Annotated in this window: 32 protein-coding genes; 19 read left to right on the top strand and 13 right to left on the bottom strand. The window is 71.6% G+C overall.

Features of this window, described 5'->3' with window-relative positions:
* Positions 1-19: 19 nt before the first annotated feature.
* From EFA46_RS03125 to EFA46_RS03135, 3 genes are read right to left on the bottom strand one after another with little or no spacing between them, the layout of a single operon-like run.
* A complete protein-coding gene (locus tag EFA46_RS03125) occupies positions 20-205 on the bottom strand; it encodes a hypothetical protein (RefSeq protein WP_123074848.1) in 186 nt (61 codons plus the stop codon).
* A gap of 39 nt (positions 206-244) precedes the next feature.
* Positions 245-1093 (bottom strand): ribose-phosphate diphosphokinase, encoded by an 849-nt coding sequence (locus EFA46_RS03130; protein WP_123074846.1) that lies wholly within the window; start codon positions 1091-1093, stop codon positions 245-247.
* 45 nt (positions 1094-1138) lie between these two features.
* On the bottom strand, positions 1139-1939 hold the full coding sequence (locus tag EFA46_RS03135) for a hypothetical protein (RefSeq protein ID WP_158604248.1): 801 nt from the start codon (positions 1937-1939) through the stop codon (positions 1139-1141).
* Positions 1940-2058: 119 nt separating this feature from the next.
* Between EFA46_RS03135 and EFA46_RS03140 the strand changes: the two genes are divergently transcribed.
* Both EFA46_RS03140 and glmM read left to right on the top strand, forming a co-directional pair.
* Complete coding sequence (locus EFA46_RS03140) at positions 2059-2472, top strand: hypothetical protein (RefSeq protein ID WP_123074844.1); 414 nt, start codon at positions 2059-2061, stop codon at positions 2470-2472.
* Between the two features lie 36 nt (positions 2473-2508).
* Positions 2509-3870: a phosphoglucosamine mutase gene (gene glmM / locus EFA46_RS03145; protein WP_123074842.1), complete on the top strand. Its 1362-nt coding sequence runs from the start codon at positions 2509-2511 to the stop codon at positions 3868-3870.
* Here glmM and EFA46_RS03150 read toward each other — a convergent pair.
* The 3 genes from EFA46_RS03150 to hisA are packed head-to-tail and all read right to left on the bottom strand — an operon-like array spanning position 3867 to position 6160.
* Positions 3867-5015 carry a hypothetical protein gene (locus tag EFA46_RS03150; protein WP_123074840.1) on the bottom strand — a complete coding sequence of 383 codons (1149 nt, stop codon included), beginning with the start codon at positions 5013-5015 and terminating at the stop codon, positions 3867-3869. The genes glmM and EFA46_RS03150 overlap by 4 nt on opposite strands.
* A gap of 1 nt (position 5016) precedes the next feature.
* On the bottom strand, positions 5017-5394 hold the full coding sequence (gene hisI / locus EFA46_RS03155) for a phosphoribosyl-AMP cyclohydrolase (RefSeq protein ID WP_123074838.1): 378 nt from the start codon (positions 5392-5394) through the stop codon (positions 5017-5019).
* A 37-nt stretch (positions 5395-5431) separates the two neighbouring features.
* Complete coding sequence (gene hisA / locus EFA46_RS03160; protein ID WP_123074835.1) at positions 5432-6160, bottom strand: 1-(5-phosphoribosyl)-5-[(5-phosphoribosylamino)methylideneamino]imidazole-4-carboxamide isomerase; 729 nt, start codon at positions 6158-6160, stop codon at positions 5432-5434.
* Between the two features lie 126 nt (positions 6161-6286).
* On the opposite strand from hisA, the gene EFA46_RS03165 reads away from it, so the two are divergent.
* The 4 genes from EFA46_RS03165 to hisB all read left to right on the top strand — a co-directional run bounded on the left by EFA46_RS03165 (position 6287) and on the right by hisB (position 9806).
* Positions 6287-7459 carry an inorganic phosphate transporter gene (locus tag EFA46_RS03165; protein ID WP_123074833.1) on the top strand — a complete coding sequence of 391 codons (1173 nt, stop codon included), beginning with the start codon at positions 6287-6289 and terminating at the stop codon, positions 7457-7459.
* Positions 7460-7566: 107 nt separating this feature from the next.
* The gene (gene fer, locus EFA46_RS03170; protein ID WP_123074831.1) at positions 7567-7956 is read left to right on the top strand and encodes a ferredoxin Fer; all 390 of its coding nucleotides are present in this window, start codon (positions 7567-7569) and stop codon (positions 7954-7956) included.
* 164 nt (positions 7957-8120) lie between these two features.
* The gene (locus tag EFA46_RS03175; RefSeq protein WP_123077297.1) at positions 8121-9170 is read left to right on the top strand and encodes an A24 family peptidase; all 1050 of its coding nucleotides are present in this window, start codon (positions 8121-8123) and stop codon (positions 9168-9170) included.
* 48 nt (positions 9171-9218) lie between these two features.
* Complete coding sequence (gene hisB / locus EFA46_RS03180) at positions 9219-9806, top strand: imidazoleglycerol-phosphate dehydratase HisB (protein WP_123074829.1); 588 nt, start codon at positions 9219-9221, stop codon at positions 9804-9806.
* Here the strand turns inward: hisB and EFA46_RS03185 are convergent.
* Positions 9803-10426, bottom strand: a complete 624-nt coding sequence (locus EFA46_RS03185) for a hypothetical protein (protein WP_123074827.1) — start codon at positions 10424-10426, stop codon at positions 9803-9805. The two genes, hisB and EFA46_RS03185, sit on opposite strands and share 4 nt — an antisense overlap.
* A gap of 108 nt (positions 10427-10534) precedes the next feature.
* On the opposite strand from EFA46_RS03185, the gene EFA46_RS03190 reads away from it, so the two are divergent.
* Together EFA46_RS03190 and EFA46_RS03195 are read left to right on the top strand one after the other, a co-directional pair.
* Positions 10535-11557, top strand: a complete 1023-nt coding sequence (locus EFA46_RS03190; protein WP_218182525.1) for a zinc-binding dehydrogenase — start codon at positions 10535-10537, stop codon at positions 11555-11557.
* 33 nt (positions 11558-11590) lie between these two features.
* A complete protein-coding gene (locus EFA46_RS03195) occupies positions 11591-12160 on the top strand; it encodes a cysteine hydrolase family protein (RefSeq protein ID WP_123074825.1) in 570 nt (189 codons plus the stop codon).
* Here the strand turns inward: EFA46_RS03195 and EFA46_RS03200 are convergent, their stop codons facing one another.
* Positions 12161-12619: a phosphate-starvation-inducible PsiE family protein gene (locus EFA46_RS03200; protein WP_255494084.1), complete on the bottom strand. Its 459-nt coding sequence runs from the start codon at positions 12617-12619 to the stop codon at positions 12161-12163.
* 128 nt (positions 12620-12747) lie between these two features.
* Here EFA46_RS03200 and EFA46_RS03205 point away from each other — a divergent pair, with 128 nt between their 5' ends.
* Entirely contained in the window at positions 12748-14079 is a 1332-nt protein-coding gene (locus EFA46_RS03205) for a dihydroorotase (RefSeq protein ID WP_123074823.1), read from the top strand.
* A gap of 147 nt (positions 14080-14226) precedes the next feature.
* Entirely contained in the window at positions 14227-15054 is an 828-nt protein-coding gene (locus EFA46_RS03210) for a YihY/virulence factor BrkB family protein (RefSeq protein ID WP_123074821.1), read from the top strand.
* Positions 15055-15057: 3 nt separating this feature from the next.
* Here EFA46_RS03210 and EFA46_RS03215 read toward each other — a convergent pair whose 3' ends face one another.
* Positions 15058-15717, bottom strand: coding sequence for a DUF5806 family protein (locus tag EFA46_RS03215; RefSeq protein WP_123074819.1), 660 nt, complete (start codon positions 15715-15717; stop codon positions 15058-15060).
* Positions 15718-15809: 92 nt separating this feature from the next.
* On the opposite strand from EFA46_RS03215, the gene EFA46_RS03220 reads away from it, so the two are divergent.
* Positions 15810-16214, top strand: a complete 405-nt coding sequence (locus EFA46_RS03220; RefSeq protein WP_123074816.1) for a 30S ribosomal protein S6e — start codon at positions 15810-15812, stop codon at positions 16212-16214.
* A 55-nt stretch (positions 16215-16269) separates the two neighbouring features.
* Positions 16270-16704 carry a DUF5807 family protein gene (locus tag EFA46_RS03225; RefSeq protein ID WP_123074814.1) on the top strand — a complete coding sequence of 145 codons (435 nt, stop codon included), beginning with the start codon at positions 16270-16272 and terminating at the stop codon, positions 16702-16704.
* Between the two features lie 98 nt (positions 16705-16802).
* Here the strand turns inward: EFA46_RS03225 and EFA46_RS03230 are convergent, their stop codons facing one another.
* The gene (locus tag EFA46_RS03230) at positions 16803-17909 is read right to left on the bottom strand and encodes a DHH family phosphoesterase (RefSeq protein ID WP_123074812.1); all 1107 of its coding nucleotides are present in this window, start codon (positions 17907-17909) and stop codon (positions 16803-16805) included.
* A gap of 37 nt (positions 17910-17946) precedes the next feature.
* A complete protein-coding gene (locus EFA46_RS03235; RefSeq protein WP_123074810.1) occupies positions 17947-18384 on the bottom strand; it encodes a universal stress protein in 438 nt (145 codons plus the stop codon).
* Positions 18385-18461: 77 nt separating this feature from the next.
* Here EFA46_RS03235 and EFA46_RS03240 point away from each other — a divergent pair, with 77 nt between their 5' ends.
* Positions 18462-18911 (top strand): universal stress protein, encoded by a 450-nt coding sequence (locus tag EFA46_RS03240; protein WP_123074808.1) that lies wholly within the window; start codon positions 18462-18464, stop codon positions 18909-18911.
* On the opposite strand, the gene EFA46_RS03245 is transcribed toward EFA46_RS03240, so the two are convergent.
* Both EFA46_RS03245 and EFA46_RS03250 read right to left on the bottom strand, forming a co-directional pair.
* Positions 18890-19459 carry a GNAT family N-acetyltransferase gene (locus EFA46_RS03245; protein WP_123074806.1) on the bottom strand — a complete coding sequence of 190 codons (570 nt, stop codon included), beginning with the start codon at positions 19457-19459 and terminating at the stop codon, positions 18890-18892. The genes EFA46_RS03240 and EFA46_RS03245 overlap by 22 nt on opposite strands.
* Complete coding sequence (locus EFA46_RS03250) at positions 19456-19824, bottom strand: universal stress protein (RefSeq protein WP_123074804.1); 369 nt, start codon at positions 19822-19824, stop codon at positions 19456-19458. The genes EFA46_RS03245 and EFA46_RS03250 overlap by 4 nt, the downstream gene beginning before the upstream one ends.
* A 140-nt stretch (positions 19825-19964) precedes the next feature.
* On the opposite strand from EFA46_RS03250, the gene EFA46_RS03255 reads away from it, so the two are divergent.
* The 6 genes from EFA46_RS03255 (at position 19965) to EFA46_RS03280 (ending at position 24551) form a co-directional block, all read left to right on the top strand.
* The gene (locus tag EFA46_RS03255) at positions 19965-20240 is read left to right on the top strand and encodes a hypothetical protein (protein WP_123074802.1); all 276 of its coding nucleotides are present in this window, start codon (positions 19965-19967) and stop codon (positions 20238-20240) included.
* A 193-nt stretch (positions 20241-20433) separates the two neighbouring features.
* A complete protein-coding gene (locus tag EFA46_RS03260) occupies positions 20434-20832 on the top strand; it encodes a DUF4212 domain-containing protein (RefSeq protein ID WP_123074800.1) in 399 nt (132 codons plus the stop codon).
* A complete protein-coding gene (locus EFA46_RS03265; RefSeq protein WP_123074798.1) occupies positions 20829-22505 on the top strand; it encodes a cation acetate symporter in 1677 nt (558 codons plus the stop codon). Before EFA46_RS03260 ends, EFA46_RS03265 begins: the two co-directional genes overlap by 4 nt.
* Complete coding sequence (locus EFA46_RS03270; RefSeq protein ID WP_123074796.1) at positions 22505-22975, top strand: universal stress protein; 471 nt, start codon at positions 22505-22507, stop codon at positions 22973-22975. Before EFA46_RS03265 ends, EFA46_RS03270 begins: the two co-directional genes overlap by 1 nt.
* Positions 22972-23187, top strand: a complete 216-nt coding sequence (locus EFA46_RS03275; protein WP_123074794.1) for a hypothetical protein — start codon at positions 22972-22974, stop codon at positions 23185-23187. The genes EFA46_RS03270 and EFA46_RS03275 overlap by 4 nt, the downstream gene beginning before the upstream one ends.
* A gap of 83 nt (positions 23188-23270) precedes the next feature.
* On the top strand, positions 23271-24551 hold the full coding sequence (locus tag EFA46_RS03280; RefSeq protein WP_123074792.1) for an MBL fold metallo-hydrolase: 1281 nt from the start codon (positions 23271-23273) through the stop codon (positions 24549-24551).
* Positions 24552-24633: the final 82 nt, after the last annotated feature.

The following is a 24633-nucleotide window of genomic DNA, read 5'->3' on the forward strand; positions in this document are numbered from 1 at the left end:
GCTCTCGCTCTCGGTTTTCTCACTCGTCCGCGTAGCGCGCGGACTGGTCGGTGAGGCCGCCGAGGAGCATGAGGAGGCCGGCGACGAGGCCGAAGTAGGCGAGCGGCACGAGCGTCGGAGCGGTGCCGAGGAGTACCGCGCCCGTCACCATGAGGGCGGTGCCGGCGACGAGGAGTTTGAACTCGAAGACGGTCGCATCATCCATGCCGGCGTGTCCGCACGCCGAGTCGAAAAGCCCGTGGCGCTATTCCCGGCCGAGCGCCTTCGCGACGGCGGGCGCGGCCGACACCTCGCTGACGGCGCGCTCGATGGTGTCGGTGGCGAGGACGGCCTCGACGCCGGCCGTGGCGAGTTTCGTGCGCGCGTTCGCGGCGAGGAGGGGGTGGACGCACGCGACGTAGACGCGGTTCGGGTCCTCGAGGAGGCCGATGGCCTCGCTCATCGTCGACCCGGTGGCGACGATGTCGTCGACGACGACGACGTCTCGTCCGGAAACGTCGGTCTCACTCGGCGTGACCTCGACGTCGCTGCCCGAATGGCGGACTTTCTCGAAGAAGTCGGCGTCGCCCGGCCCGTAGGCGTCCTGCACGGATTCGGCGAGCGGGAGCGCGGAGGCGTCCGGCGCCAGGAAGACGGGGTCGCGGAGGTCCTCGGGGAGCGGGTCGGCGAGGTGCGGCGTCGCGTCCACGTTCGTCGCGGGCACGTCGAAGAACTCGCAGACGGCGGGTTCGTGGACGTTCACGGTGTAGACCTCGTCCGTGCCCGTGGAGACGGCGCGCGCCATCGCGCGGGCGGAGACGGGTTCGCCGGGCTCGAACGCCTCGTCCTGTCGGGCGTAGCCCATGTAGGGGATGACGGTGATGACTTCCTCGGCGCCGGCCTCGCGGACGGCGTCCTGCAGCTGGAGGAGTTCGATGTGCGCGGCGTCGTCGACGGTGGAGGCGACGACGACGGCACGGCCCTCGACGGGCGGGACGCGGACGACGCGCTCGTCGTCCGGGAACGACTCGTACTCGACTTCGGCGAGCTCCTCGCCGAGTTCGGCGGCGAGCGCGGCGGCGAGCCCCTGCGAGGCGGAGCCACTGACGATCATGGCTGGAGAGTAGGCCAGCGCGGGGTTAGGCGTTTCCGTCCGCGCCTACCGCTCGCTCTCGGCGACGACGGCGGCCGACACCCCCGGAAGGCCGACGGTGCGGGTGCGCCAGCCGTGCCCGGCGTCCACCGCGACCGTGCCAGCGGAGTCGACGGCGTAGAGCGCGTTCGCGCCGTAGGCGACGGCGGCGAGGTCGGTGAGCGGGACCTCGCGGTCGGTCCACGCGTCGCCGTCGTGCTCGTAGAGGGCGTCGTCGAGGACGGCGGCGACGTGGTCGGCGCGCGCGGCCACGGCGGTGGCGTCGCCGTCGCGGTCGGCGAGCCAGCCGTTCCCGAGCCGGTAGAGGCCGTCGCTCGTCGTGGCCCACGGACCCCGAGCGGCGATGTCGCGCGCGTCGTCGAGGCCGGAATAGGTGACGTCGTCCTCGGTGACCCGGTAGACGCCGCCGACGGTGGCGAGGAGCGCGCCGTCGGCGCCGCGCGCTTCGGGCGCGATACCGCGGGTGTCCCAGTCACCGCCGTCGGCGGCGGCGACGCGGCCCTCGGGACCGACCGCGAGGAGGGTGTCGCCGTCGTAGCTCACGGCCGTCGCGTCGCCGAATCCGGTCCCCGCGAGCTCCTCGGCGTCGCCGACGCGGACGTCCTCGGGGCCGGCGACGGCGACCGTCCCCTCGTGGATCGCGACGTCGCGGACCTCGGACGTGGTGAGGAGCGCGAACTCGCCGATCTGGTCGCCGGAGACGGCGACGGACGCGAGGCCGCGGTCGGTGCCGACGAGCAGGGTCTCGGTGCCGGTCCGGTCGGCGTAGACGCGTTTCTCGTCGATGCTGATGTCGTGCTCGCTCATACTCGAAGGAGGGACGGCGCGCGCGGAAAGCGTTGCGCTCGCCCCCACCCGGCGGGAACGGCGTGGCGGCGACATCGCGGACCGCGCGGTACTTCCCGTCCGAGTCCCGACGGTGAGGTATGCGACGGCGTCAGTATCTCGGCGCGGGGGCAGCGGGGCTCGTGAGCGCGCTCGCGGGCTGTAGCGGTCTGAGTGGGATGCTCGGACCGTCCGGGGAGTGGAAGCTCCGCGCGATGCCGGCGGACCCGGAGGCCACGAAGCACACCTGCGAGCTCGGCGAGTCGTTCGTCGCGAACCACCCGGATCTCGAGACGGTGCTCTCGCGGGCGGCGGACGGCGAGCGCGGGACGTGGAGCGAGCCCGTCTACCTCGGTGCGGAGGCGGGGAACGAGCTCGGCGCGGACCTCGCCGCGCACTGCGGGGACGGTTTTCGTGGCGTCTACTTCTACGGCGACGGTTCCTACTTCGTCAGCCTCGCCGACCGGAACCCCGGAAACGGGAAGGGCCACGATAGCGGCTCGCACGAGCATTAGGAAACCACTTTGAGGCGCGCGGCGGTAGGGGCGTCCATGAAGGTGTTCGGGTCCAGCGGAACGCGCGGCGTCGCGAACGAGGAGGTGACGCCGGCGTTCGCGCTGGACGTCGCGAAGGCCGTCGGGTCGGTCCGCGAGGAGGACCGCGTCGCCGTCGGGCGCGACACGCGACGGACGGGGCGGATGCTCGCGAACGCCGTCGCGTCGGGGCTCGCGGCGGCGGGCGCGGACGTCGAGCGCCTCGGCGTCCTCCCGACGCCCGCCCTGCAGGCGTACGCGGCCGACGAGGGCGTCCCCGCCATCATGGTGACGGCGTCCCACAACCCGCCGGAGTACAACGGCCTGAAGCTCGTCGGCCCGGACGGCGTCGAGCTCTCGGTGGACGCGCTCGAAGCCGTCGAGGAGGCGCTGCTCGGCGAGTCGTTCGAGCCGGTCCCGTGGGACGAGACGGGCGCGGACCGGACGGTCGAGGGCGCGCGCGAGCGCTACGTTGACGCGCTCGTCGAGACGGTGGACGCGGCGCGCATCGCGGAGGCGGGGTTGACGGTCGCGCTCGACCCGGGACACGGCGCGGGCGCGTTGACGAGCCCGGACTTCTACCGCGAGCTCGGCTGTCGCGTCGTCACGACGAATGCTCAGCCGGACGGGCACTTCCCGGGGCGCGAGCCGGAGCCGGTCGAGGGGAACCTCGCGGACCTCGGCCGACTCGTGCGCGCGAGCGACGCTGACGTCGGCATCGCGCACGACGGGGACGCCGACCGCGCGATCTTCTACGACGAGACGGGGTCGTTCGTCCCCGGCGGTGCGTCGTTCGCGGCGCTCGCGGACGCTGAGCTCTCCGAGGGCGACGTCGCTGTCTCGGCGGTGAACGTCAGCCAGCGCCTCGTGGACGTCTGCGAGTCGCGCGGCGCCGAGCTGGAGCTGACGCCGATCGGCTCGACGCGGATCATGACGCGCATCCGCCAGCTCCAGGCGGAGGGTCACAGCGTCCCGGTCGCGGGCGAGGGGAACGGCGGCGTCATCTTCCCCGCCTACCGCATCACCCGGGACGGCGCGTACACGGGCGCGCGCTTCCTCGAGTTGCTCGCCGACGCGGACGCGCCAGCGAGCGAGGTGCTCGCACCCTACGACGGCTACGCGAACGTCCGCGTCAACGTCGACTACGGGAGCGACGCCGAGCGCGAGGCGCTGCTCGCGGCCGCTGAGGAGTACGCCGCGGCCGCCGACGCGGACGTCACGACCATCGACGGCTACCGGCTCGATTACGGTGACGCGTGGGCGCTCGCGCGACCCTCGGGGACGGAGCCGGTCGTTCGAGTCTACGCGGAGGCGCACGGCGAGGCGCGCGCCCGGGAGCTCGCGGACGCGTTCGCGGACGCGCTTCGCGTGGCGCTCTAGTAGGCGTCGAGCGCGTCCTCGACGTCGTCGCGCGCAGCGCGGGCGGCGGCGAGGTCGTCGGCGACGGTGCCGGCGGCGACGCGCTCGCGCTCCGCGTCGCTGAGTTCCTCGCGCGCGACGGCGGCCTCGCGGAGCGTCGCGTAGCGCTCGCGGCGCGCGAGCGCCTGCACCTCGCGGAGTCGCGCGATGGCGCCGTCGGCGTCGATGCGGTCGAGCGCGGAGACGAGTTCGTCGGCGCGATAGCGGAGGACGTCGGCGGGGTCGGGCGGCCAGCCGAGCGTGAGGAAGCCGCCGTCGAGACGCCGGAGGTAGGAGCGGTTCGCGCCGACGACGCGCTTCAGTTCGGTCGGTTCCGCGACGTAGTGCTCAAGCTTCGAGACGGATTCGTCAGCGTGGTCGAGCAGGTCGTCGACGGGCTTCGTGCCGGCGTCGTGTTCGCGGACGTAGGCGAGGAGCTCCGGAGGGACGCGAGGCGCGTCGACGAGCGGGAAGGCGCCGAGGCTGTCGAGCCACTCGAGGACGTCGCGGGCGGGCCACGCGCCGAGGCGGTCCTCGACGGCGGCGCGCGCGGCGGTGTCGTAGGCCTCGACCGGTTCGCGGAGCTCCGCGACGGGCGCGTCCGGGTCGGCGTCGGCGAGGCGGGCGACGCGTTCGAGGCGTTCGATTTCGTCCGCGAGGGCGTCGCGGGCGTCGCGGGCGTCCTTCCGGGCCGTCCGATACGCGTCGCGGGCGGCCTCGCGCTCGTCGAGGCGGGCGACGAGGTCCGCGACCGGTTCGAGGGCGTCGCGGGCGCGCTCGAAGTCGGATTCGGTGACGCGGCGCTGGTCGAGGACGTCGTCGTAGTCGTCGAAGGCGTCGGCGCGCGGGAGGTCGTCGTCGACGGACTCGACGAGGTCGGCGACCTCGCTCTCGAACTCGATGTAGGCCTGGAAGTCGCCGGAGCCGGTCGCGGAGCCCTCGTAGGTGCGCAGGAGTCTGAGTGCGGCCTCGTGGTGCTCGCGGAGGCGTTCGAGGGCGCGCTCGCCGTACTCCTCGACGGCGTCTTCGGCGGCGTCGCGCTCCGCGCGGGCGGCGCGGAGGCGGTCGATGGCGGCCTCGGCGTCCACGTCGTGGGCGGCGTCGGCCGCGTGGGTCGCGTCGCTCACGTCACTCGTAGACGGCGTCCGGGTCGAACGCCCGTTCGCCGACCTCGTCGCCGTCTATCGTGCGGTGGAAGCAGGAGTAGTGGCCGGTGTGGCAGGCGCCGACGGCCTGGTCGACGACGTAGAGGAGCGCGTCGCCGTCGCAGTCGACGCGCACCTCCTCGATCTCCTGGGTGTGCCCGCTCGTCGCGCCCTTCTCCCAGAGGGCATCGCGCGAACGCGAGTAGTAGTGCGCGCGCCCCGTCTCGACCGTTCGCTCGACCGCCTCGCGGTTCGCGTACGCCAGCATCAGCACCTCGCCGGTGTCGGCGTCCTGCGCGACGGCCGGGACGAGACCGTCCTCGCCGAAGTCGAGGTCGACGCCGAACTCGCTGTCGCTCATACCGGCGATTGCGGGCGCGCGAGGATAGGTCTTCTCCTCACTCGACGCGCGCCATCGCCTCGGCGAGCGCGAAGTTCCCCTCGTAGAGCGCGGTGCCGACGACGACGGCGGCCGCGCCCGCGTCCCGGAGCGCGACGACGTCCTCGACGGTCGCGACGCCGCCGGAGGCGACGACGGGGATGTCGACGGCGTCGACGACGCGGGAGACGACGTCAGCCCGAACGCCCGTCTGCTGGCCCTCGACGTCGACGTCGGTGAACAGGATGCCGGACGCGCCGAGCTCCGCGTACTTCGTCGCGGCCTCTGCGGGGTCGAGGCCGGTGCCCTCCGTCCACCCGGAGACGACGACCTCACCGTCCTTGGCGTCGAGGCTGACGAGCACGCCCTCGGGGTAGCTGTCGGCAATCTCCGCGACGAGGTCGGGGTTCTCGACGGCGGCCGTCCCGAGGATGACGCGGTCGACACCGAGTTCGAGGAGGTCGCGGGCGTCCGCGAACGTCCGGATGCCGCCGCCGACCTGGACGGCGGCGTCCTCGCCGGCGGCCTCGACGACGGCCGCGATGGCGTCCGCGTTCGCGCGCTCGCCCTCGAAGGCGCCGTCGAGGTCGACGAGGTGGAGGGTGCGCGCGCCCGCGTCCAGCCAGCGCCGCGCGGCCTCGACGGGGTCGCCGTAGCGCTTCCCGGTGCCGCGCTCGCCCTGCACTAACTGGACGACTTCGCCGTCCTGTACGTCCACCGCCGGAATCACCTCGAAGGCCTCGAACATACCGCGGAGTGCGCGCGGCGAGGTGAAAAAGCGTCCGCGTCCGCGCCGCCGGCGGGAGTCGGCGGCCGGCGACGTGACGTGCGCCGATCACCGGCTTCAAACCCGCCGAGGTCGTAGCCGGTCACGATGCCGGAGCCCCTGCTCGTCGTCGGCGTGCTCGTCGCTGTGTTCGTCGGCTACAACATCGGTGGCTCCTCGACGGGCGTCGCCTTCGGTCCCGCCGTCGGCTCGAAGGTCGTCACGAAGGCCGGCGCCGCCGGTCTCATGTCCGTCTTCGCGCTCCTCGGCGGCTGGACCGTCGGCCGGAACGTCATCCAGACGATGGGCGGCGACATCGTCCCGAGCGAGCAGTTCACGCTCGCGACGAGCGTCGGCGTCCTCTTCTTCGTCGGCGTCGCGCTCCTCGTCTCGAACCGCTACGGCGTCCCGGCCTCGACGTCGATGACCGCCGTCGGCTCGATTGCCGGCCTCGGCGTCGCCACCGGCACCCTCAAGATGGCGTCGATGGGGCGCATCGTCTCCGCGTGGGTGGTCGCGCCCGTCATCGCCTTCTGGCTCTGCGCGGTCGTCGGCCGCTACGCCTACCCCTACCTCGACGCGGCGTTCCGGCTCGATGCCGCCGAGAACGGGCTCTTCACGTGGTCTGAGGGCGGGCGCGTCGCCCACCCGACCGGCGTCAACGACGACGCCACCACCCGGCAGTTCGTCGCGTCCGCGCTCGTCGTCGCCATCGGCTGTTATATGGCGTTCTCGGCGGGCGCGTCGAACACCGCGAACGCGGTCGCGCCGCTCGTCGGCGGGGGCTACCTCGGGAGCGACGTCGGCGTCCTCATCGCGGGCGGTGCGATTGCGCTCGGCGCGTTCACCATCGCCCGGCGCACCCTCGACACCGTCGGGAACGACCTCACGGACCTCCCGTTGCTCGCCGCGCTCATCGTCGAAGTCGTCTCCGCGACCCTCATCACCGTCCTCTCCGTGATGGGGATTCCCGCGAGCCTCGCGGTCTCGGCGACGATGTGCATCGTCGGCCTCGGGTGGGGGCGCGCGACGCGCACCGTCCGCGCGAACGACGCGCTCAGCGGCGAGGGCGAAGCGCCGGTCTCCGTCGGGTCGCTCACCGCCGAGCGCGCCGAGACGCCGGGTGACGTGCCCGGGATCGGCGAGGAGGACCCCGAGGACCTCGCCGCCGCCGACCTCTTCGACCCCGCGACGGTGGGCCGCGTCGTCATCCTCTGGGTGCTCACGCCGTCCATCGCGGCCGCCGCGTCCTACGTGCTGTTCAGCCTCCTCCCATCGTGACCTCGGCACGTCGCAGAATCTGACACGGCGCTACTCGCGACCGAAATCCGCCCGCGGACCGGGTGAAACAGCAAGGCATTTCCTTACGGACACAGAACCACCGGTTGATGCCAACCGTCGAATACCTCAATTACGAAGTCGTCCAGGACCAGGGCTGGGACATCGACGACGACGACCTGTTCGAAAAAGCCGCCGACGCCGGCCTCGACGACGAGGACTACGGTGAGCTCGACGTACCCGAGGGCGGGTACATCCTCGAGAGCGCCGAGGCGCAGGGCTACGACTGGCCGTTCTCCTGCCGCGCCGGCGCGTGTGCGAACTGTGCGTCCATCCTCAAGGAGGGCGAGATCAACATGGACATGCAGCAGATCCTCAGCGACGAGGAGGTCGAGGAGAAGGACGTCCGCCTGACCTGCATCGGTTCCCCTGAGACCGAGGAGGTCCGCATCGTCTACAACGCGAAGCACCTCGACTACCTCCAGAACCGCGTCATCTAACGGGAGCGCCCCGTTCGACGCGAAGTGCACACCGACCTTCCTCCGTTTATCGCACTCGGTAGCCGTGGCCGTCCGTCGCTGCCGAAACCCCTTTGGCGCTCTCCCTCACTCTCTCTGCCGTGTACGCGTCCGCGCTCGGCCCGCTCGACTCGCTCGCCCTCGCACTGGTCTCGACGCCGCTCGCGGACGCCTCCGTCCCGGACCTCCTCAGACTGCTCGCGCTCCCCGTGTTCGCGTACGGCGCCTATCGCGATATCGAGACGCGCCGCGTCCCGGACGCGCTCTGGCCGCCGCTCCTCCTCCTCGGCGTCGCCTGCCTCGCGTGGGAGGGGTGGACGGCGTACGGTCAGCCCTACGCGTTCGCGTTCCGGCAGTTCGTGCTCATCACGGCGGTGAGCGTCCTGCTCGTCGGCGGTCTCGGCGCGCTCTTCTACTACGTCCCGGCGGGGTTCGGCGGCGCGGACGCGAAGGCGCTCGTCACCATCGGCGTCCTCCTCCCGTCCTACCCGACCTACTACTTCGACGGCTTCGTCCTCCCGCTCGTCCCCGCGAACGTCCGCGTGTTCTCGCTCACCGTGCTCACGAACGCCCTCCTGCTGGGGATGGCGTACCCGCTCTACCTCCTCGGCGCGAACGCCCTCCGGGGCGACGTCGCGTCGGTGATGGCCGTCGGGAAGCGCGTGCCCGTCCCGGAGTTGGCCACCACGCACGGGAGCCTCCTCGAGGGCGCGGGGGAAACGCGCCTCACCGGCGGCCTCGACCTCGACGCCCTGCGGATGTACTGTCGCTGGCGCGGCGTCACGCTCGCGGAGCTCCGCGCGAACCCGGGATTGCGCGACCCGGCGACGCTCCCGGCGGAGCCGAACGACCCGACGGACGGCGCCGTCCACCGGGGCGCGCGGACGGACGGCGGGGGCGACGGACGCGGCGCGGACGACGAGTCCACCGAGAGCGACGCCGCTGGCGAGGAGCGCGCGGGCGACGGGTACGACGACGCGTGGGGCGCGGCGGCGTTCATCGAGGACATCGAGGGGACGGCGTACGGGACGAGCCCGGCGACGCTCCGCGAGAGCCTCGACCTGCTCGCGGAACGCGAGTCGGTGTGGGTGACGCCGGGGACGCCGTTCTTCGTCACGCTCGTGCTCGGGATGGCGCTCGCGTTCGTCTACGGCGACCTCCTGTTCGGCGCTCTCGGCGTCGCCGGCTTCGTCTGACGCGCGGGCGAGCGCAACGGCCTTTAGCCGCCCGGCGCAAGGCGACGTATGAGCACACGCACGGGCGCGGCGTCGCGCGCGACCGCCGAGACCGAGATCGACGTCACCATCGACCTCGACGGCGACGGGGAGAGCACCGTCGAGACCGGGGTCGGCTTCTTCGACCACATGCTCGAGTCGTTCGCGAAGCACGGCCTCTTCGACCTCACGGTGCGCTGCGACGGCGACCTCCACATCGACGACCACCACACCGTCGAGGACGTCGCCATCGTCCTCGGCGACGCCGTCGCGGACGCCCTCGGCGACAAGCGCGGCATCGTCCGCTACGCCGACCGGAAGGTCCCGCTCGACGAAGCCGTCGGCTCCGTGGTTCTCGACGTCTCCGGGCGGCCCTACTACGAGTTCGAGGGGCAGTTCAGCCAGGAGCGCATCGGCGACTTTTCTAGTATTATGGCCGCGCACTTCTTCCAGTCGTTCGCCGAGCACGCCGGACTCACCCTCCACTGCGCCGTCGAGGGCGAGAACGCCCACCACGAGGTCGAGGCGCTGTTCAAGGCGAACGCGCGCGCGCTCGACGACGCGACCCGACTCGACGAGCGCCGGAGCGACACGCCGAGCACGAAGGGCGAACTCTAGGTCGCGCGCAGGCCCTCCGGCGTCTCCTCGAGGTGGCCGTTCTCGAGTGCGGCGTCGACGATGCCGTCGACGTCGTCCGCGTCGAGGTCGTAGGCCCCCGACGCGAGTTCCGCGAGGTCGCCCCGCGTCATCGCCGCCGGCCGGTTCCTGAGGAGGCGGACGACCCGCCGATACCCCTCGGGGCGCACGACCGACCGGGCGCCCTCGGTCGCCTCGCCGTCGTCCGCGTCGTCGCCGTCATCGCGGGCGTCATCGCCGCTCGCGTCGTCCGCGACGTCCGCGTCGTCCGCAGTCTCGGTCGTGGCGTCGTCGGCATCCCCGTCGTCCCGATGGCGGCCGCCGTCGCCGTCGCGGTCGGCGTCGGCGGCCGCCGCGTCACGTCCCTCGGCCTCGGACGCGGGGGGTTCGAGGGTGACGCTCCGGTCGGCGTCGCCGTCGGTCTCGGTGGCGTCGCGGCCTCCGAGCGCATCGAGGAGCGGGTCGACGACGCCCGCGAGGGTGTCGCGGCAGTCCGCACAGAGGACGAGTCGGCGCTCGGCGGCGTCCACCTCGGGCGGGAGGACCTCGTAGACGCCGTCGGCGCGCTCCGCGCAGAAGTCACAGCGGTCGAGTTCGCGCATGCGGGAGGCGAGGCGCTCGCCGCCCTTAATTCGTGCCCGTCTCCGAGCGTCGCGGTAGCGTCCGCCGCCACACCGTCGTTTTTGCACGCGCGGCCCCGACCGCGAGGTATGCCCGAGATTCCCGAGACGATGGACGCACAGGTCGTCCGCGAACACGGCGGCCCGGACGCCTTCGAACCCGCCACGCTCGACGTGCCCGAGGTCGGGGCGAACGAGGTGCTCGTCGAGGTGGCGGCGACGAGCGTCAACCCCGTGGACACGAAGATCCGCAGCGGCGCGGCCGCCGACCTCGGCCCCGACGCCCCCGCGGTCCTGCACGGCGACCTCGCCGGGACGGTCGTCGCGGTGGGCGCGGGCGTCGAGCGCTTCGACGTCGGCGACGAGGTGTACGGCTGTCCGGGCGGCGTGGCCGGGACGACCGGCGCGCTCGCGGAGTACGCGGCCGCCGACGCCGCGACGCTCGCGCACAAGCCCGACTCGCTCTCGATGCGCGAGGCCGCCGCGCTCCCGCTCGTCTCCATCACCGCGTGGGACGGCCTCGTGACGCGCGCGGGCGTCGAACCCGGCGATGACGTCCTCGTCCACGGCGGTACCGGTGGGGTGGGCCACGTCGGCGTCCAGCTCGCCGCCCTCGAGGGCGGCGTCGTCCACGCGACGGCCTCGACGGCGGAGAAGCGCGCGCTCGCCCGCGACATCGGCGCGGACGTCGCCTTCGACTACCACCGCGACGTCGCGGACTACGTCGAGGAGTACACGGGAGGCGACGGCTTCGACGTCGTCTTCGACACCGTCGGCGCGGGCGCGGACAACGTCGAGCCCTCGCTGGAGGCCGCCGCGCTGAAGGGCCGCGTCGTCGCCACCGTCTCGCGGGGCGAGGCGAGCCTCGACGCCGTCCACTCGAAGGGGCTCAGCTTCGACACGGTGTTCATGCTCATCCCGCTCCTCCACGACGACCACGCGGGGCGCGTGCGCCACGGCGAGATCCTCGAGCGCGTCGCGTCGCTCGCTGACGCCGGGAAGCTCGCCCCGGTCCTCGACGACACCGACTACGCGCTCTCGGACGTGAGCGAGGCCCACCGCCGACTCGAGTCGGGCGAGCACGTCGGGAAGGTCACCGTCCGCGTCGAGTGAACGACTAAGGGCCTCGGCGTCCCCGACACGGGTATGCCCGAGTTCGACCCGGAGCGCACCGCACTGCTCGTCGTCGACATGCAGAACGGCTTCTGCCACCCGGACGGCAGCCTCTACGCGCCCGCGAGCGAGGACGCAATCGACCCCTGCGTCTCGCTCGTCGAGCGGGCGCGCGAGGCGGGCGCGGCCGTCGTCTACACCCGCGACGTCCACCCCGAGGGCCAGTTCGACGACACCCACTACTACGACGAGTTCGAGCGCTGGGGCGAGCACGTCGTCGAGGGGTCGTGGGACGCCGAACTCGTCGACGCCCTCCCCGAGGCCGACCACGTCGTCGCGAAGCACACCTACGACGCCTTCTACCGGACCGACCTCGAGGGCTACCTCGACGCGCACGGCATCGACGACCTCGTGCTCTGCGGGACGCTCGCGAACGTCTGCGTCCTCCACACCGCGTCGAGCGCGGGCCTGCGCGACTACCGGCCCGTCGTCGTCTCGGACGCGCTCGGCTACATCGACGAGGACCACCGGGAGTACGCGACCGAGCACGCCGACTGGCTCTTCGGCGAGACCGCGTCGCGCGCGGACGTGGCGTTCGCCTGACTAGACGTCCTGCTCGGTCGGCGTCGCGACGTTCGTGCGCTGGACGACGTAGAGCGCGGCGACGAGCGCGAGCAGGAGGCCGGCGTAGCCCGCCGCCGAAATCGCGGCCTCCGTCGCGGAGGCGTAATCGCCCGCGTGGAAACTGATGATCTTCCGCGCGACCGCGATGAGGCCCGCCGCAATGACGATGCGGATGACGCTCTTCTCCTGTGCGTACGCGACGACGGTCTGGAAGATCTCGACGATGATGAAGAGGAGGAGTATCTCGTCGATGAGGCCGATGATGGCGTCCGTCTGCGCGATTTCGCCCGTCCGCACGAGGTCGACGATCTGGAGGAGGAAGTCGAAGACGCCGACGGCGAACAGTCCGACGAGCACGAACGCCGCGACGATTTCGAGGTAGCGCATCAGTCGCTCGGAGAGCCCGACGGCCGTATCGACGTCCACGTCCACGTCCATCGGGTCGCGGTACAGTCGCCGCCGGGAAAAGCGCGGTCCCCGACGGCCGCCGTCGCGCCGGTGCGACTTGCGACCCGCGACGGGAAGCGCTCCGTCAACTTTAGGCGACGGACGCGCGAGAGTCGGGTATGCGCGTGATTCGCGACGCGACGCTCGCGGACGGCCGAGTCCGCGACGTCCGCCTCGCCGACGACGGCACCATCGACGCCGTCGGCGAGGCCCTCGACGGCGAGACGACGATAGACGCCGACGGACGGCTCCTCCTCCCGGGCGCGCTCGACGTCCACGTCCACTTCCGCCAGCCGGGCGCGAGCCAGAAGGAGACGTGGGCGACCGGGAGTCGCTCGGCGGCCGCCGGCGGCGTCACCACCGTCGTCGACCAGCCGAACACCGACCCGCCGACGACGTCCGGCGACGCCTTCGACGCGAAGGAGGCGTTCGCGGACGACTCGCTCGTCGACTACGGCATCAACGGCGGCGTCACCGAGGACTGGGACCCCGACTCGCTGTTCGCGCGGCCGCTGTTCGCGCTCGGCGAGGTCTTCCTCGCGGACTCGACGGGCGAGATGGGGATCGACGCCGACCTCTTCGCGGACGCCGTCGCGCGCGCCGCCGACGCCGACGTCCCCGTCACCGTCCACGCGGAGGACGCGACGGAGTTCGATGAGAGCGTGCTGCCCCGCGGCACGGAGTCGCGAGCGGAGAGCGGTAGCGAGCCGGGAGCGGGCGCGAGAGAGCGCGACGACGTGGCCGCGTGGAGCGCGTACCGCACGGCCGACGCCGAAATCGCCGCCGCCGAGCGCACCGTCGAGGTCGCGGGCGACGCCGACGCACAGGTCCACCTCGCGCATACCTCGACACCCGAAGCCGTCGATATCGCCCGCGAGGGCGGCCTCACCTGCGAGGTGACGCCCCACCACCTCTTCCGCTCGACCGACGACTACGAGGAGCTGGGGACGTTCGGCCGGATGAACCCACCACTCCGAAGCGAGGAGCGCCGCGAGCGCCTCTTCGAGCGCCTCGTCGACGGGCGCGTCGACGTCGTCGCGACCGACCACGCGCCCCACACGCGCGCGGAGAAGGACGCGGACGTCTGGAACGCGCCCTCGGGCGTGCCGGGCGTCGAGACGATGGTGCCGCTCCTCCTCGCCGCCACGCGGGAGACGGAGCTCACCGTCGAGCGCGTCCGGGACGTCACTGCGCGGAACCCCGCCGATATCTTCGGCGTCGAGTCGAAGGGGCGGGTCGCCGAGGGCTACGACGCCGACCTCGCGCTCTACGACCTCGACGACGCCACCGAAATCGCGGGCGCGGACCTCCACTCGAAATGCGGGTGGACCCCGTTCGAGGGCGACGCGGGCGTCTTCCCCGAGTGGACGATGCGTCGCGGCGCCGTCGTCTGGGACGCGGCCGAGGAGTCGTTCGGTGACGCGAACGGGGAGAACGTACGCGGATCCTAGGGAGGATCCGCGGACCACGCGAACGGGGAGCCTGCGACCCGTGAGCGAGCGCGACACGACGTGCCGGCGACGGTGGGGAACGACCCGCGCGAGCGAGAGCCGAGGAGAGCCCGAACGTTCAACCCGTGGACGCCCGACGACTCGGGTATGACTGACGTCTCGGTCGCGCGCGTCCGCGAGACGGCGCTGGCGACGGTCGCGGTCGTCCGCGACCGGAACCTCACGTTCGTCGCGGGCGCCATCGCGTACGCCGCGTTCGTCTCGCTCGTCCCGCTCTTAGTGCTCGTCTTCGCGCTCGCCGCCGCGATACGCGGCCCCGGCGCCGCGGACGCCGTCGTCGCGACGCTCCAGGGCTTCCTCTCGCCGAACGCCGCCGACCTCCTGCGGAACGCGCTCGCGAGCAAGACCGGCGCGTTCGGCACGTCGCTCTTCGGCGTCGCCCTCCTCGCGTGGAGCGCGCTCAAGGTGTTTCGAGGGCTGAACACGGCGTTCGCGGTCGTCTACGGGACGGAGGACGCCGGGTTCGTCGACGCCGTCCGGGACGGCGCGGTCGCGCTCGCGTGCCTCGCCGTCGCCGCCGTCGCGCTCGTCGGCATCGGCGTCGCGCTCGCGCTCGTCGTCGACCAGCTCCTCCTCGACCTCCTCGGCCCCGTCCTGTTGCTCGGCGGCCTCACCGTCGCGTTCTCGCCGCTCTACTACGTCCTCCCGGACACCGAGACGACACTGCGAGAGGCGCTCCCCGGCGCGTTCGTCGCCGCCGCCGGCTGGCTCGGCCTCGGCGTCGGCTTCCGCGCGTACGTCGCGTACGCCGGCGCGAATCAGGCCTACGGCGTGCTCGGCGGCGTCATGCTCCTGCTGACGTGGCTCTACGTCGCCGCGCTCGTCCTCCTCGTCGGCGCGGTCGTGAACGCCGTGCTCGCCGGGCGCCTCGCGGACGACGGGGAGACCGCCGTCGGCGACGATGACGACGACTGAGGCTCAGTCGTCGGCGTGGCCGGCGTCGCCGCTCATCTCGTGCCCGCAGTTCGGGCACGTCGCCTCCGAGTGCCGGAGTTCGTCGCTCGCCTCCCGGACGTCGCGCATCACCTCGGAGATGCGGTCCTCCGCGTCGAGTTCCTCCTCCACGGAGAGCTCGACGCCCTCGACTTCGAGGAGGAACTTCGCGACCTCCGTCGCCTCGTACATCACGTCGTCGAGTTCGTCCGCCGTGAAGAAGTCGCTCATCGCGCCGTAGAGGAACGTCGCGCCCGCCGTCGTCACCTTGTCCTCGAACGACGCGCGCGCCTGATTCACCGCTTGGGGCGTGTAGGTGTCCGTCATGAACGGGACGAGCTCCGGGAGGTTCTCGCCGATCTTCGTCATCTCGACGCCCGTCTCCGTCCGAAAGTCCGCGCAGAGACGGGCTATCGCCCACTCGCGGGCGGTGATGTACGTCCGGTCGCGGAGGAACTCGTTCACGCGCTCGTACTGCGCGCCGTCCATCTTCTTGAAGCGGTCGTACTTCTGGACGTCCTCGGGGACGCCCGGCGTCGCCTCCGCCGTGGCGTCGGCCGCGTCCGGTTCCGCCGCGTCGCTCTCGGGCTCGGCGTCGGCTGCGTCCGCCGTCGAGCCGTCCTCGTCGCCGCCCTGCTCGGTCATAGGCGTCCTACCCGAGAGACGAGCAAAAGCGTGTCGCCGACCCGTTCGGGGCTTTCGACGTGCTTTTAGGGCGCGCAGGCCACGAAACGCGTATGGCTACGTTCAACGTCGTGGTGGCCGACCCCGTCGAGGGGACGGCGCACGCCGTCGAGGTCGAGGGACAGGACGCAAACCGCTTCATCGGTCGGGAAATCGGCGACGAGGTCGACGGCGGCGCCGTTGGACTGACCGGCTGCACGCTCGAGATCACCGGCGGCTCCGACGAGGCCGGGCGCCCGATGCGCCCCGGCGTCGCCGGCTCCGGTCTCGACGACGTCCTCGCGACCGGGGGCGTCGGCTACAACCCCGACCGCGACGGCGAGCGACGCCGCATCAGCGTGCGCGGGCGAGAGGTCTCCGACGCGACCGTCCAGATCAACGTGAAGGTCGTCGAGACGGGCGAGCAGTCCGTCGCGGAGCTCCTCGGCGAGGGCGAGGAGTCCGAGGACGACGAGTAGGGCGACCCCGACCGCAACGCACGCCGTTTTTCTTGCGCGAGTCCCCAGTGGACGTATGACCGACAGGTACACCGAGTTCCTCGCGGGCGAGCGCCACGACGACGTCGCGCTCTACCTCACGGAGGCCGCCGTCTCGAACGTCGAGCGACTCGCCGACCGAGACGACGCCGTCGCCACCGATGACGGCGTCGTGCTCGTCGTGGACGGCGAGAAGGGCCGAAGCGTCTTCAAGAAGACCACGGGGATGGACGCGATGGAGTTCGCCCAGGAGGCGATGGGCGCGGACGGCCACGTCGCCCGCGACCTCGCGGGCGGCGACTGCCCGGAGGCCGGCGACGGTGAGAGCCACGCCGTCGAGTTCGTCTTCGCGTTCACGGAAGCGCAGAACGAGGAGGTCGGCGGCCTCTACGCCGAGGGCGCGGTCGTCCACGCCTACGCGCACTGCGAGTGCGGGGCGTCCTACTCGGAGCGCTGGCTCTGCGAGGAGTAACGCGGAACCGAAGGTTCCGCGAAAACGCGAGCGGCATCGCCGCGAGTAACGCGGCTTCCGAAGCGATAGCGAGGAACCGCGAAAAGCGCCGAACGCGCTTATTCGTCGTCTTCGTCGGCGTCGGCGGGCTCCTCGTCGAGCGCGCGGAACGCGGCGAGGATGACCTGCTTCGTGACGGCGCCGCCGGTCGACCAGTGGTGGGCGTAGTCGAGCATGTCGTCGTAGATGTCGGGCTTACAGCCGGCGGCGCGGGGGTGGCCGCCGCCGTTCACCTGTCGGGCGACCTCGTGACAGCGCTCGAAGCCCTCGCTCCCCCGAATCGACGCCGAGCCGGCGGGTTTCACGACGACGGCGGCGTCCGCGCCCTGTTCGCGGAGGTTCTCCGCGACCTCGTTCTGCGAGCAGCGCCCGTAGGTGACGCCGACGGTGAGTTCCTCCCCGCCGGCGTCGAGCGTGAGGAGTTCGGCGCGCTCGGTCGCCTTCTCGATGAGCGCCTGCTTCTCGACGCGCTCCTCCTCGAGGAACGCCATGACCTCCTGGGGGAGGTCGGGGCCGTGCTCGCGCACGGTCTCGACGTACTCCTCGTCGTCGCTCCAGTGGGAGTAGTCGGCGAGGTCGTCGCTGCGCGGGTCCTCCTTGATCCAGAGGTCGTGGTCGCGCGTGACGGCGGCGAGTTCGGCGAGGTGGCGCGGGATCTCGGCGTCGATGGCGCGCACGGCGACGTCGGCGGTGCACTCCTCGTCGGATTCGCCGACGACGAGGTCGACGCCGGCGGCGCGGACGCGCTCCATCGCGTCGTCGGTCCACTGGTGGTGGTCGTACCAGTGGACGGCGCTCGCGTGCGAGACGAGGCGCTCGAGTTCGTCCGCGACGTACTCGTAGCGGTCCGGGCAGAGGTCGCAGACGTAGACGGTCGCGCCCTTCGGGCCGTACTCGGCGGCGCGTTCGAGGCCGTCCTCGAGGTTGTGCGGGCCGGCGGGGACGACGGCGGCGTCGCCGTGGACGGCGCGAACGATGGCGGCGCAGGCGAGGCCGTCGGCGTCCGGGTCCGTCACGACGATGACGTCCGCGTCCTCGACGCGCGCGCGGATCTCCTCGTCCTCTTGGGCGGCGGAGACGTCGTCGGGGACGAAGAACCCCCGCCCGGGGAGGCGGGACTTCCGTTCGAGCGAGAGGGTGTCGTCGTCGATGACCCAGTCTTCCATACCGCCACCAGCGCTCGTAGCGGGAAGAAGCCGACGGTTACGCCGCTTCGTCCTCGGCGAGCTGGCGGACGGTGAGGACGGGAATCGGCGACGACCGGACGACGCGCTCTGCGACCGAGCCGATGAGGAGGCGGTTCTCGCCGTGCCGGCCGCGCGTCCCGGTCGCGACGACGTCCGCCTCGACTTCGCGGGCGTACGTGAGGATCTCGTCCGCGGGGCGGCCCTCGCGGACCGCCGTGGTCACGGACTGCTCGGCGCGCTCCGAGACGGTCGCGAGCGCGTCCTCGGCGCGCGCTTCGAGCTCCGACGACAGGTCCTCGCGGACGTCCTCGGGCGCGTTCGTCACCTCGCTCTCGTTCACCACGGAGAGGGCGTACACGGTGGCGTCGAAGCGCCGCGCGAGGTCGAGCGCGACGTCAACCGCCCGCCCGACGCTCTCCGAGCCGTCGGTCGCGACGACCACGGTGTCTATCATACGCGGGACGTCGCCGCGTCCCCACTTAAGTCCCACTCCTCGGTGGGCTTTTGGTGGCGGCCCGCGCAGGCCCGGACATGACCCTCGAAGTCGAGACGGTCCTCGTTCCCGTCGACGGGAGCGAGGCGTCCGGGACCGCCGCCGAGTACGCCGTCGCCATCGCGGAGCGCTACGACGCGGACGTCCACGCGCTCTTCGTCCTCGGTGACGACGTCGCTCGCGAGATAGAGACGGGCGAGGCCGACGAGGAGGCGGTCGCGGACGGCCACGGCGCGTTCCTCGACGACGTGCGCGCGTACGCGGACGACAGCGTGGACGTCGCCACGTCGATCATGCACGGCTTCTCGACGACGCGCAAGACCCACCACCCGGGGAGCGTCATCCTCGACTGCGCGGACGACGTCGGCGCGGACTTCGTCGTCCTCCCGCGCGAGGGGCGGTCGAGCGCGGACCCGCCGGGCGCCGTCCTCGAGAAGGTCGCGGAGTACGTGTTGCTCTACGCGAGTCAGCCCGTGCTCTCCGTCTGAGCCTCGGCGAGGCGCATCGCCATCTCCAGCTCGAAGCTCTCCGCGTTCGTCGTCTCGAACCCGACCTTCTCGTAGAGCGCGACGGCCGCGTGGTTCCAGCGCTCGACGGTCAGCCAGACGTCCTCGACGCCGTTCTCGGCGCCGTAGCCGAGGAGCGCGCGGATGAGTCGCGTGCCGATGCCACAGCCCTGGTAGTCCTGATGGACGAAGATGGCGAGTTCGTAGCCGGCGTCGCCGTCCGGGACGAGCGTCGCGTGCCCGACGGCGTCGTCGCCGTCCCACGCGACGACGTTGTAGCCGTCGTCGCCGTCGACGAGCGTCTCCAGCCAGTCGCGTACGCGGGACTCGCCGGTCGGGGGGATGCCCTGCGCGCGCATGCTCGGGTCGAAGTCGACGTACATCTCGACGAGCGCCTCGACGTCCGCGTCGTCGGCCGCGAAGAGCGGGCGGACGCTGATGTCGTGGCCTTCCGCGTCCTCGAAGGAGAGCGGCGGGACGGGGAACGGGCCGGGGGGTTCGTCCCCGTCGCCTGCGGTCTCGTCTGTCATCTGACTAGCGTGACGGTGACGGGCGCGTTCAGCAGGACGAACTCGGCGATGTGGCCGAGTCGAATCTTCCCCATGGGACTGCGCTCGCCGCCGCCGAGGACGACCTGATCGAAGGCCTCGCGCTCGGCGAGTTGGACGAGTTCGCTTCCCGGGTCGCCGGTGATGTGTCGGACGTCGGCGTCGAGGCCGGCGTCCTCGACGGTCTCGGTGGCGTGCTCGATGACCGCCTCCGCAGAGCGCTCGCTCTCGGGGTTGTCGAGCACCGCGACCGTCAGTTCGTCACCGGCCTCGACGGCCCGCTCGACCGTCCGGTCGAGGGCTTCGAGCGAGTCGTCGCTACCGCCGATTCCCAGCAGCACCTTCATGGGCGTTACGTCTACCGGGCCGCGCAAAAGCCTTTCCGGCGCGCCTTGCGGACAGTGGGCAGTTGCGGCCGGCGGGAGGGGACAAATGCGGGCGACGGCCGGGACCACCCTCTTCTGCACGCGCGACCGTAGACGAGCGTATGAGCGAGACGCGCACCGCGTTCCGGGCGGCGTTCGAGCGCTTCGCGGGGAGCGACGCCGAGCACGACGCCGTCGCGCGAATGGCGGCGGACCTCGCGGCGAGCGGCCGCTACGAGCGCGACACGGGACGAGCGCTCACGCCCGCCGAGGCCGCGAGGCACCTGCGCGACGCGCCCGAGGAGGGAGTGGCGTCGCGGTGGAACTGGTGGGTGGGGAGTCTCGACCTCGCGTACGGCGGGTACGCGGAGTTCGTCGTGCGACGCTGGCGCGAGTGACGAATCGCGGGAGCGAAGCGGGGCGAAGTAATGATTAATAGAAACATTTATTCCGTGTGTTGGTAACGATTATGATGGACTCCCGGCGGCAGTCGGGCGAGAGAAAGGTACGACGCTCCCGACGGACGGACCGCACACAGACACGCCGCGTTCTCGCGCATCCCGCGACGAACGCGACGGCGAGCCACAGACCATGACAGACAAAACCAATCACGACACGTCCGACCGTGCCGACGCCGAACCGGACGGCGGCGCGGTCGCGAGCGGGACGCAGGCGCACAGCGAGACAGATTACCTCACCTCGGAGGTGAACCTCCTCCGGCCGAGCACGCCGTTCATGCGCGACCACCTGCGCGTCATCTGGACGGGGTTCGTCGCGTGGGCCGTCATCGTCTTCGGCCCCGTGACGCTCACCGCCGTCGCGCCCGGCGCGATGACGTCCACGATGCCCGTCCTCGGCTTCCCCATCCACTACTTCCTCGTCGCCGTCGGCGCACCCGGCGGCGCGCTCGTCCTCGCGTTCTGGTACGCGCGCAAGCGTGACGAACTCGACGAGAAGTACGGCATCGACCACGGAGGGGTAGCCGAATGATCGACGCGCTCGTCCTCCAGGCCGGCCTCCTCCCCGAGGGGCTGAACGTCTCGTTCAAGCTCCTCCCGGCGATCCTCGTCACCGTGATGCTCGCGTCCTTCCTCGTCATCGGCTACATGTTCAAGGTCGCCGACACCGAGAGCATGTGGGTCGCCGGCCGCTCCATCGGGAACGTCGAGAACGGCATGGCCATCGGCGCGAACTGGATGAGCGCCGCGTCCTACCTCGGAATGGCCGCGCTCATCGCTCTCTCCGGCTTCTACGGGCTCGCGTTCGTCGTCGGCTGGTCGGCGGGATACTTCATCCTCCTCATCTTCATGGCCGCCCAGATGCGGCGCTTCGGGAAGTACACCGCCCCGGACTTCGTCGGCGACCGCTTCAACTCCGACACCGCGCGCGCCATCGCCGCCATCACGACGTTCCTCATCGGCTTCGTCTACGCCATCGGTCAGGCGCGCGGCATGGGCCTCGTCGGCCTCTACATCTTCGGCGACATCGGCATCCCCGGCCTCTCGGGCTACCAGTCGATGGTCGTGTTGATGATGGCGATCACGGTGGGGTACCTGACCCTCTCCGGGATGCTCGGCGCGACGAAGAACATGGCCGTCCAGTACACCATCCTCATCGTCGCGTTCCTCGCCGGCCTCTACGCCGTCGGCTGGGTGAACGGCTACTCGACCGTCCTCCCGCACATCGAGTACGGCCAGATGTTCGCCGCGCTCGGCCGCGAGTTCAGCGAGCCGTTCGTCAACGGCGGCTACTACCTCTGGATCGCCACCGCGTTCAGCCTCATCGTCGGCACCTGTGGCTTGCCACACGTCCTCGTGCGCTTCTACACCGTCGAGAGCGAGCGCACCGCGCGCTGGTCGACCGTCTGGGGGCTCGGCTTCATCTGCCTCCTCTACTTCAGCGCGCCCGCGTTCGCCGCCTTCGGCACCGACCTCTACGCGAACCAGATCGGACCCGTCTACGGCGACCCCGGCATGACGAGCGCCGCCGCCGACGTCATCGTCGTCCTCGCCGCGCAGCTCTCCGGGCTCCCGACGTGGTTCGTCGGACTCGTCGCCGCCGGCGGCATCGCCGCCGCCATCGCGACCACCGCCGGCCTCTTCATCACCGGCTCGTCCGCCATCTCGCACGACATCTACAAGCGCCTCATCAACCCCGACGCGAGCCAGCGCCAGCAGGTCCTGGTGGGCCGACTCAGCATCATCGCGCTCGGCGCGCTCACCACGCTCGCCGCGCTCGACCCCGCCGCGCCCATCGCCGCGCTCGTCTCCTACGCGTTCTCGCTCGCCGGCGCCGTCCTCTTCCCGATGTTCTTCCTCGGCCTCTGGTGGGAGAACACGAACCGCCAGGGCGCGCTCGCCGGCATGACGACCGGCCTCGTCATCTGGTTCATCCCGATGCTCAACGAGGTGCTGCCGTCCTACGGCCTCCTCGCCGGCGCCGCCGGCTCGGACGGTATCATCTCGCCGCTGCTCGCGCAGTGGGTGCCCGCAATCGGCTCCGCGCTCGTCGCCGTCCCCATCGTCTTCGTCGTCACCATCGCCGTCTCGATGGTGACGCCCGAACCCGACCTCGACACGAAACGCCTCGTCAGGCAGTGTCACAGCCCCGAACCCATGAGCCGCCAGCAAGCCGCCGAAGACGTCGTGAGTGGTGACGACTGATGTACGAGCACGTCCTCGTTCCCACGGACGGGAGCGACGTCGCGGAGGCCGCCGTCGAGCGCGCCATCGACCTCGCCGAGAAGTACGACGCGACCGTCCACGCGCTCTACGTCATCGACATCGACGCCACCAACCTCTCGCTCGGCACCGAGCAGGTGGACCGCCTCCGGCAGGGCAAGCTCGACGAGATGCCCGAAGTGAAGGCCGAGGCCGAAGAGGCCACCGGCGTCGTCGCCGACGCCGCGCGCGACGCCGGCCTCGACGTCGAGGAGCACATCCGCACGGGGTCGCCCGCGCGCGCCATCCGCAAGTTCGTCGACGAGAACGACATCGACCTCATCGTGATGGGGAGTCACGGCCGCGCCGGGCTCTCGCGCACCCTCCTCGGGAGCGTCACCGAGAAGGTCCTGCGCCGCACCCGCGTCCCCGTGCTCGTCGTGGACGTCGACGGCGAGGAGGCCGACGGATGAGCGCGCTCGACGCCGTCCGCGAGCACGTCATCGAGCACCACGACGGGATGCTCTTCGACCTCGTCTTCGCCATCGCGTGGGTCGTCCTCGTCACCGTGCTCTTCCGGGGCCTCGGCGCTCCCGACCTCGCGTACTACGTCGCGCTGGCCGGCGGCGTCGTCGCCTACTACGGCTTCACCTACTCGCTCGCGCTCGCGCGCGAGAGCGCGTAGCGCGGCGCACTATCGCACGTCGCGGCCCGTCTTCTTTTCGCACACCGACGCGCCCAAGCCGCACGCGCCCGTAGCGCCCGCCGATGGACCTCCGGTTCCTCGGCGGGGCGGACGCAATCGGCAAGAGCGCCCTGCTGGTCAACGACTCCCTCCTCATCGACTACGGACTGGAGGGCGGGACACCCGCGCGCACGCCGCCCGACGTCGACCCGGACGCCGTCGTCGTCTCGCACGGCCACCTCGACCACGTCGGCGCGGTGCCGAGCCTCCTCGCTGGCGGCCGTCGGCCCCCGATTCACTGGACGCCGCCCACTCGCGAACTCGCCGAATTGCTCGCGCGCGACACGCTGAAGCTCCGCGAGAACCAGTACGACCGGCCGTTCACGCGCGCCGAGATCGCCGCGCTCGGCGAGGTCTCCGAGACGCACGGCTACGGCGAGCCCTTCGAGGCCGCCGGCCACGAGGTGACGTTCTTCGACGCCGGGCACATCCCCGGGAGCGCGCACGTCCTCGTGGAGGAATCGGGACGAAGTCCCGCCGGCGGCCGGACACAGGCCGGCGACGACGGCGCCACGCGACTCCTCTACACGGGCGACTTCCACACTGGAGATCAACGCCTCCTCGCGGGGTCGAGCGCGCGGCCGGACGCGGACGTCGTCGTCTGCGAGAGCACGTACGCGGACGTGCGACGCGGCGACCGCCGCGAGACCGAGGAGCGCTTCGCCCGCGCGCTCCGCGAGACCGTGCATCGCGGCGGGACCGCGGTCGTGCCGGCGTTCGCGGTCGGGCGCACGCAGGAGGCGATGCTCGTCTGCGACGCCCACGACATCGACTGCTACGTCGACGGCATGGGCGTCGAGGTAGCGAAGCGCCTCCGGCGCGTTGAGGGCTACCTCCGCGACCCCGACGCCTTCCGCTCGGCGATGCGCCACGCCCGCTTCGTCACCGGGCGTCGCGGGCAGAAGAAGCGCATCGCGGCGCAGAACACCGTCATAATCACGACGAGCGGGATGCTCACGGGCGGCCCGGCGATGACGTACGTCCCCGAGATCCGGGGGAGTCCGACGAACCTCGTGGCGTTCGTCGGCCATCAGGTCGAGGGGACGCCGGGGCACCGCCTGCTCGAGGAGGGGCGTGCGGCCTTCGACGGCCGCGTCCTCCCGGTGGCGGCGCGCCGCGAGGCGTTCGACTTCTCCGCGCACGCCGACCGCGACGGCCTCCGGGCCTTCCTCAAGGACTACCGGGACGCGCACGTGCTGACGGTCCACGGCGACGCGACGGACCGGTTCGCCGCCGAGTTACGCGAGGCGGGGTTCGGCGCGAGCGCACCGACGAACGGGGAGCGGGTGACGATCACCGAGTGAGGCGGCGCCGGCGTTTCGGGCGCGAGCGTGACATCCAGGCATCACGACCGAAATAGGTTATTTTTGCTTGTATCGAGGGGCG

The sequence above is a fragment of the Halarchaeum sp. CBA1220 genome, assembly GCF_003721175.2.
In the GTDB taxonomy this organism is placed as follows: Archaea; Halobacteriota; Halobacteria; order Halobacteriales; family Halobacteriaceae; genus Halarchaeum; species Halarchaeum grantii.